Genomic DNA, 277 nt, shown 5'->3' on the forward strand with positions numbered 1-277 from the left:
CCACCATCAATGGTCTTATGCGCCCAACCAGTCTTCATATCTGTATCAATTTCCCAGTCACCTGTATTGATCATTGGTTCAATGGTTAAGACCATTCCTTCACGAAGACGGAGTCCACGACCAGCAATACCATAGTTAGGAACCATTGGCTCTTCGTGCATGGTTGGGCCAACACCATGACCAACCAAATCACGCACTACACCGTATCCACGACTTTCAGCATATTCTTGAATAGCTGCTCCAATATCACCAATACGGTTCCCAACAACGGCTTGCT

1 protein-coding gene is annotated in these 277 nt (G+C 46.6%); it reads right to left on the bottom strand.

Annotated elements, in window-relative coordinates:
• Positions 1–277, bottom strand: a 277-nt coding sequence (locus ACYQ78_RS39535) for a M24 family metallopeptidase (protein WP_459806130.1), incomplete at both ends; no start/stop codon positions are given.

This window comes from Herbidospora sp. RD11066, from assembly GCF_054661255.1.